1 protein-coding gene is annotated in these 283 nt (G+C 46.3%); it reads left to right on the top strand.

The window, feature by feature from the left end:
- Nucleotides 1-33 precede the first annotated feature (33 nt).
- Nucleotides 34-283, top strand: a 250-nt coding sequence (locus HC175_RS23515) for a hypothetical protein (RefSeq protein ID WP_209310239.1), incomplete at its 3' end; no start/stop codon positions are given.

The raw sequence follows: 283 nt of genomic DNA, 5'->3' as shown, positions 1-283 counted from the left end.
ACAGAAAATACATTCCTTTCAGAAAAGACATTTTTGACCACCTTTATCGATGGGGAGATCGACGGGCAACCCCGAAGAAGGGTCGTTGAAGAAGCGGTGCTCCTGGCTCCTGGAGCTTCCAATGAACATACTTTCAATACAGACTATAACGGGCAGCCGGTAAAACTTGAGATCATTGATTATATTCACGGCGCAGAAGAAGGTCTTGTTGAGGATCCTGAAGGTAAAAACTACCTCAAGATCGTAGAAGCCGGAGGCGGAGATCGTCACGATCATTACCTTG

This window comes from Salinimicrobium oceani, from assembly GCF_012037645.1.
Note: the sequence above shows the minus strand (reverse complement) of the source record. Positions and strands in the feature narration are given on the sequence as shown.